Source organism: Pseudomonas sp. SJZ074 (assembly GCF_007828215.1).
Lineage (GTDB): Bacteria > Pseudomonadota > Gammaproteobacteria > Pseudomonadales > Pseudomonadaceae > Aquipseudomonas.
In genome coordinates this window covers 23,637-30,321 of the sequence record NZ_VIUE01000045.1, presented here as the reverse complement: position 1 = coordinate 30,321, position 6,685 = coordinate 23,637, and the positions used below count along the sequence as shown (strand labels likewise).

Sequence of the window (6,685 nt, the reverse complement as noted above, 5' to 3'; positions counted from 1 at the left end):
GCTTTAAGCACTCCAGGCATTCAGCTTGCCACTCACCGCTCTCACCATCAGTTTAATCGCAGAGCAAGACACAAGCGGGCTTGCTCGCGAAGGCGTCGGGTCAGCAACATGGATGTTGACTGACACTCCGTCTTCGCGAGCAAGCCCGCTCCCACAGGTCTGTGTGCGTTTGATCAGCCGCGATGACGTCCACGGAAGTAGTTGATCAGGCCCTGGGTCGACGCGTCTTCGGCGGCGCTTTCTTCGCTGCCCACCAGACGGTTGTAGACGCCCTTGCCCAGCTCCTTGCCCAGCTCCACGCCCCACTGGTCGAAAGCGTTGATGCCCCAGACCACGCTTTGTACGAACACTTTATGTTCGTACAGCGCCACCAATGCGCCAAGACGCCGTGGGCTGATGCGTTCAACCACCAGGGTGTTGCTCGGGCGGTTGCCCGGGATGACCTTGTGAGAGGCGAGTTTCTGCACGTCCGCTTCGCTGGCGCCCTTGTCCCGTAGCTCGGCTTCGGCCTCGGCGCGGGTCTTGCCGAGCATCAGGGCCTGGCTTTGTGACAGGCAGTTGGCGTACAGCCACTGGTGATGATCGGAAACCGGGTTGAAGCTGACGACCGGCACGATGAAGTCGGCCGGGATCAATTGGGTGCCCTGGTGCAGCAACTGATGATAGGCGTGCTGGCCGTTGCAGCCGACGCCGCCCCAGATCACCGGACCGGTGTCAGTGGACACCGGTGTGCCGTCCTGGCGCACGCTCTTGCCGTTGGACTCCATGTCCAGTTGCTGCAAGTGCTTGGTGATGTTGCGCAGGTAATGGTCGTACGGCAGGATCGCGTGGCTTTGCGCGCCCCAGAAATTGCCGTACCACACGCCCAGCAGGGCCAGCAGCACCGGCATGTTCTGTTCGAACGGCGCGCTCTGGAAATGCTGGTCCATGGAATAGGCACCGGACAGCAGTTCCTTGAAGTTCGACATGCCGATGGCGAGGGCGATCGGCAGGCCGATAGCCGACCACAGCGAGTAGCGCCCGCCGACCCAGTCCCACATCGGGAAGATGTTTTCTTCGCGGATGCCGAAGGCCACGGCCGCCGCGTTGTTGCTCGATACGGCGATGAAGTGGCGATACAGTTCCGCTTCGGAGCCGCCCTGGGCGAGGTACCAGGCGCGGGCGGCCTGGGCGTTCTTCAGGGTTTCGAGGGTGTTGAAGGATTTCGACGAGACGATGAACAACGTGGTCTCGGCGCGCAGCTTCATGGTCAGCTCGTGGAACTCGCTGCCGTCGATGTTCGCCAGGTAGTGGCAGCGAACGCCTTTTTGCGCGTAGGACAACAGGGCTTCGGACACCAGTTCCGGGCCGAGGAACGAGCCACCGATACCGATGTTCACCACGTCGGTGATCGGCTTCTCGGTGTAGCCGCGCCACAGACCGTCGTGGATTCGGCCCACCAGGTCGGTGATCTGGTTCAGCACCTTGTGCACATCCGGCATCACGTTGACGCCGTTTACCAGCAACCGGTCGCCCACTGGCCGACGCAGGGCAGTGTGCAGGGCCGGGCGGTTTTCCGAGGCGTTGATGATTTCGCCTTCGAACAGCGCCTTGATCGCGCCCTTGAGGTCGACTTCATTGGCCAGGCCCACCAGCAGGTCGCGGGTCTGGGCGGTGATCAGGTTCTTTGAATAATCGAGAAACAGGCCGCAGCTCGACAGGGTGAATTGGTTGAAACGCTGCGGATCGGCATTGAACGCTTCGCGCATGCTGAAATCCTGCATGGCCTTGCGGTGGTCATTCAGCGCCTGCCAGGCGGGCAGGGCGGTCACGTCATGAGGGTTTCGGTAGTACGCCATCGCTGCGGGTTTCCTTTTACTTGAACGACCTTTTGTACACTAAAAATTCCGGCATGGCCCGTAGAGGGCGTCCGGACACCTGCGTCGACACGATCTGCGGGCGCAGGGCGACTACAGTAAACCTCGCGTTGCGATCTGTCTTGGCTTTGTCAGACCGGTTCCCGGTACTTTTTTATACAACGGGGCTGGGAAGGGGCCGACAGACGGGAGGGCGAAGCATTCTTTTGGACAAGAATTACTCACTGTGGGAGCGGGCTTGCTCGCGAAGGCGGGGGTATCCGTCACATCAATGTTTAATGTGCCGACGCCTTCGCGAGCAAGCCCGCTCCCACAAGGGCATGGCACAGATCAGGCGACCTGCACCGGAATGGCATTGCTGGTGTGGCTCAGTTCGTTGCCCGGCGCCATGTACAGCATGCGGGGCTTGAAATTGACCAGCTCGGCTTCGCTGTAGTGGGCGTAAGCGCAAATGATGACGCGGTCACCCACCTTGGCCTTGTGGGCCGCGGCACCGTTGACCGAGATCATCCGCGAACCTTCTTCGCCGCGGATGGCATAGGTGGTGAAGCGCTCGCCGTTGTCGACGTTGTAGATCTGGATCTGCTCGTATTCACGGATCCCCGACAGGTCCAGCCACTCACCATCAATGGCACAGGAGCCTTCGTAGTCGAGCACGGCGTGAGTGACTTCGGCGCGGTGCAGCTTGGCCTTGAGCATGATGGCGTGCATGGGTTTCTCCTCTGGTCGGGTCCGAACGGCGGGCAGTTTGCCCGAAGGCTGCCAGGGCGGCAATAACGCCTCCGCCCTCCGTGGGAGCGGGCTTGCTCGCGAAGGCGATGTGCCAGAAACATCAATGGTTACTGACACACCGCCTTCGCGAGCAAGCCCGCTCCCACAGGGAATCATGGTGTTCAGGCGGGGGCGTCGAGGTCAAGGTGCAGATTGTCGATCAGCCGCGTGGAGCCGAGGAACGCGGCGACCAGGATCACCAGGTCGCGGTCTTCAGGCATGGCCGGGCGCAAGGTCCGGGCGTGGCGAATCTCCAGGTAATCGGGGCGCATACCGGCGGCTTCGAGTTGCTTGAGCTGCTCGGCAATCAGGGCCGGGAAGTCCCGCTGTCCTTGTCGGATCGCCTCGGCAATGCTGCTGAGGCTGCGGTAGACCTGCGGTGCCACGGCGCGTTGTTCAGGGCTGAGGAAACCGTTGCGCGACGACAGCGCCAGGCCGTCTTCGGCACGGACGGTCGGTTCGCCAATGATCTGGATCGGCATGTTCAGGTCGTGGACCAGCGCGCGGATCACCGCCAGTTGCTGGAAGTCTTTCTGGCCGAACACCGCCAGGTCGGGCTGGACCATATTGAACAACTTGCTGACCACCGTCGCCACGCCCTCGAAATGCCCGGGCCGGCTCGCGCCGCACAGGCCTTCGGACAATTGCGGCACACTGACCCGGGTTTGCCCGGCCATGCCATCGGGGTACATTTCCTCGACGGACGGGGCGAACAGCAGATGGCAGCCGGCCTGGAGCAGTTTTTCCTGGTCCGCCGCGAGGGTGCGCGGATACTTGTCCAGGTCTTCGCCGGCGCCGAACTGCAGCGGGTTGACGAAAATACTCGTCACCACGAAGTCGGCTCGTTGCGCCGCTTTGGTGACCAGTGCCGCGTGGCCGCTGTGCAGGTTGCCCATGGTCGGCACGAAGGCGATGCGTTTGCCTTCGCTGCGGGCGCGGGCCACGGCGGCCCGCAGTTCACGTACGGTCTTGACGGTGTTCATGCGGAGAATCCGTGTTCGGCGCCAGGAAAGCTGGCCGCTTTGACTTCAGCCACGTAGGCGCTCAGGGCGGCCTGGATGCTGGGTTGTCCGGTCATGAAGTTCTTCACGAACTTCGGCGCGCGCCCCGTGAGCGATAGCCCGAGCATGTCGTGCAGTACCAGTACCTGACCATCGGTGGCATTGCCGGCGCCAATCCCGATGACCGGAATCTTCACCGCCTGGGTGATTTCTTCGGCCAGTTCGCTGGGCACGCATTCGAGCAACAGCATCGCCGCCCCGGCCTGCTCCAGCGCGATGGCATCGGCGCGCATCTGCCGCGCCTGGTTTTCATTGCGGCCCTGGACCTTGTAGCCGCCGAGCACGTTGACCGCCTGGGGTGTCAGGCCCAGGTGTGCGCACACCGGGATGCCACGCTCGGCCAACAGGTGGATCGACTCGGCCAGCCACAACGCACCTTCGACTTTTACCATGTGGGCACCGGCCTGCATCAGCACGGCGCTGTTGGTCATGGCCTGTTCGAGGGTGGCGTAGGCCATGAACGGTAGGTCGGCGAGGATCAGCGCATCGGTGTTACCGCGTTTGACGCAGGCTACGTGGTAGGCCATCTCAGCAGTGGTCGCCGGCAGCGTGCTGTCATGGCCTTGCAACACCATGCCGAGGGAATCGCCCACCAGCAACACTTCGACACCGGCCTCGTTGCAGGCGTGAGCGAAGGTTGCGTCATAGCAGGTCAGCATGGCGATCTTTTCGCCTTTCTGCTTGAGACCTTGCAGCGTGGTCAGGGTAATAGCTGGCATGAAAAAGTCCTCATTAGGCGCTCGTGAACTACTGCGAGTAACGCGCATGATTCGTCATATATACAGGCGCACCTTCTATGCGTGGTGCTTATAAGGCCTGGATTGCGCCCTTCAATGCCGCGTTGGCGGCAACGGGACGCCTATAGTCGTGAGGAGCACCGGGGAAGTCAATTGGATGTGTTACCGGCGGGTGTTACCGAGGTTACTGATGCGTTTCAGCCGTGGGGAGCGTATCGGATCTGACTGCCTCGTACCGGATCCCTGTGGGAGCGAGCCTGCTCGCGATAGCGGTGTGTCAGTCAACATCTACATTGATTGGCCACCGCTATCGCGAGCAGGCTCGCTCCCACAGGGGATGGTCTTCGTCAGGTGGAGGGCACGCGTTCCAGGCCGACGAATGGACAGGCGGCCAGCAGGTCCTGAAGCAGGCGCCCGTCGGCCAGGCGCAGGTCGGCAGGGGCCAGTTCCGCCAGTGGGTACAGCACGAAAGCCCGGGCGTGCATGTGGTAATGAGGAACCTTGAGCCGAGGCTCGTCGATCAGCCGATCGCCGTATAGCAGAATATCCAGGTCCAGGGTGCGCGGGCCCCAGCGTTCCAAGCGTTCGCGGCCCTGGCCGGTTTCGATGGCTTGCAGCGCATCGAGCAGGTCCAGTGGCGCCAGCTGACTATCCAGCGCCGCCACTGCATTGGTGTAGCGCGGTTGGCCGGGCAGCAGTGAATCGCTTTGATAGAACGCCGAGACGTCGACGAATCGGCTGTCAGGCAGGTTTGCCAGCGCCTGCAGAGCGTTGCGCAGTTGTGCCGCGGGTTCAGCCAGGTTGCTACCCATGCCGATGTAGATGCGTTCCATCGCTTACTCGCCCGACGCGCTCGGTACACCGGCACGCTTACGCTTGGCGCCGCTGCTGCGACGACGCTTGCGTGGGCCACTGGCGCCGTCTTCCTTGCCGCTGAGCTCGCGAATCATTTCGCGGCGCTCGCTGTCATTGGCATCCTGGTAGTCGGTCCACCATTCACCCAGGCCATCGGTCTGCTCTCCGGCGCTTTCACGCAGCAGCAGGAAGTCGTAGCCGGCGCGGAAACGCGGGTTGTCCAGCAGCAGGTCGGCGCGCTTGCCGCTGCGACGGGGCAGGCGTTCCTGCATATCCCAGATCTCGCGGATCGGCATCGTGAAGCGCTTCGGAATCGCGATGCGCTGGCACTGTTCGGCGATCAACTCGTGGGCGGCTTCCTGCATGGCCGGGATCGGCGGCATGCCGCGGTCCTGGAGGCGCAGTACCCGGGCTGGCAGGGCCGGCCAGAGCAGGGCGGCAAACAGGAAGGCCGGAGTCACCGGCTTGTTCTGCTTGATGCGCAGGTCCGTGTTGATCAGCGCTTCACTGATCAGGGTGTGGGTGTAGGTCGGGTTATGCTCCAGCGCCTCGGCACTGGCCGGGAACAGCGGATCGAACAGTTGCAGGTCCACCAGCATTTCGAAGGTGTCCGCCGCGTTGCCCGACAGGAACAGCTTGAGCACTTCCTCGAACAGCCGCGCCGAAGGGATTTCCCGCAGCATCGGTGCCAGGTCGCGGATTGGCGCGGCGCTGTGTTTTTCGATGCCGAAGTTCAGCTTGGCGGCGAAACGCACGGCTCGCAGCATCCGTACCGGGTCTTCCTGATAACGCTGCTTGGGATCGCCGATCAAGCGGATCAGGTGATTGCGGATGTCGTGTACGCCGTTGGCGTAATCGAGGATACGTTCGCTGACCGGATCGTAATACAGGGCGTTGATGGTGAAGTCGCGACGTTGCGCGTCTTCTTCCAGCGTGCCGTAGACGTTATCCCGCAGGATGCGCCCGCTCTCGTTGCGAGAAGACTGGTTGCTGTCCTCTTCTTCATCGTTTTGCGGATGGTTGGCGCGGAACGTCGCCACTTCGATGATTTCGCGGCCGAAGTGGATGTGGACGAGCTTGAAGCGCCGGCCAATGATCCGCGCGTTACGGAACTCGGCCCGGACCTGTTCCGGCGTAGCGCTGGTGGCCACGTCGAAATCCTTGGGAGTGATGTTGAGCAGCATGTCGCGCACGCAACCACCGACCAGGTAAGCCTGGTAGCCGGCGTTCTGCAGCCGTTCGACGATATTCACCGCATAACGGCTGAACTGGGCCTTCTGCAATGAGTGCTGACCGCTGTTGAGCACTTCAGGCGTGCTGCGGATGTGTTGCGTACGACGCAAGGGAGAACGGAGTGACTGGAACAGCTTCTTCAGCATGGGATGCACTGTTTGAAGGAATGTTC

6 protein-coding genes are annotated in these 6,685 nt (G+C 62.2%); all 6 read right to left on the bottom strand.

Going from position 1 to position 6,685, the window contains the following annotated elements; genetic code table 11:
* Positions 1–173 precede the first annotated feature (173 nt).
* A complete protein-coding gene (pgi, locus tag FBX99_RS27715) occupies positions 174–1,838 on the bottom strand; it encodes a glucose-6-phosphate isomerase (protein WP_144929973.1) in 1,665 nt (554 codons plus the stop codon).
* A gap of 348 nt (positions 1,839–2,186) precedes the next feature.
* On the bottom strand, positions 2,187–2,567 hold the full coding sequence (gene panD, locus FBX99_RS27710) for an aspartate 1-decarboxylase (protein ID WP_007963888.1): 381 nt from the start codon (positions 2,565–2,567) through the stop codon (positions 2,187–2,189).
* Between the two features lie 182 nt (positions 2,568–2,749).
* The gene (gene panC, locus FBX99_RS27705) at positions 2,750–3,610 is read right to left on the bottom strand and encodes a pantoate--beta-alanine ligase (protein ID WP_145133652.1); all 861 of its coding nucleotides are present in this window, start codon (positions 3,608–3,610) and stop codon (positions 2,750–2,752) included.
* Entirely contained in the window at positions 3,607–4,407 is an 801-nt protein-coding gene (panB, locus tag FBX99_RS27700; protein WP_144929975.1) for a 3-methyl-2-oxobutanoate hydroxymethyltransferase, read from the bottom strand. Before panB ends, panC begins: the two co-directional genes overlap by 4 nt.
* Positions 4,408–4,772: 365 nt before the next feature.
* On the bottom strand, positions 4,773–5,258 hold the full coding sequence (gene folK / locus FBX99_RS27695) for a 2-amino-4-hydroxy-6-hydroxymethyldihydropteridine diphosphokinase (RefSeq protein ID WP_144929976.1): 486 nt from the start codon (positions 5,256–5,258) through the stop codon (positions 4,773–4,775).
* 3 nt (positions 5,259–5,261) lie between these two features.
* Positions 5,262–6,659 carry a polynucleotide adenylyltransferase PcnB gene (locus FBX99_RS27690; RefSeq protein ID WP_139649759.1) on the bottom strand — a complete coding sequence of 466 codons (1,398 nt, stop codon included), beginning with the start codon at positions 6,657–6,659 and terminating at the stop codon, positions 5,262–5,264.
* Positions 6,660–6,685 lie beyond the last annotated feature (26 nt).

Coding starts and splice junctions, on each gene's coding strand:
- pgi (WP_144929973.1), bottom strand. CDS start 1,838: ATGGCGTACTACCGAAACCCTCATGACGTGACCGCCCTGCCCGCCTGG.
- panD (WP_007963888.1), bottom strand. CDS start 2,567: ATGCACGCCATCATGCTCAAGGCCAAGCTGCACCGCGCCGAAGTCACT.
- panC (WP_145133652.1), bottom strand. CDS start 3,610: ATGAACACCGTCAAGACCGTACGTGAACTGCGGGCCGCCGTGGCCCGC.
- panB (WP_144929975.1), bottom strand. CDS start 4,407: ATGCCAGCTATTACCCTGACCACGCTGCAAGGTCTCAAGCAGAAAGGC.
- folK (WP_144929976.1), bottom strand. CDS start 5,258: ATGGAACGCATCTACATCGGCATGGGTAGCAACCTGGCTGAACCCGCG.
- FBX99_RS27690 (WP_139649759.1), bottom strand. CDS start 6,659: ATGCTGAAGAAGCTGTTCCAGTCACTCCGTTCTCCCTTGCGTCGTACG.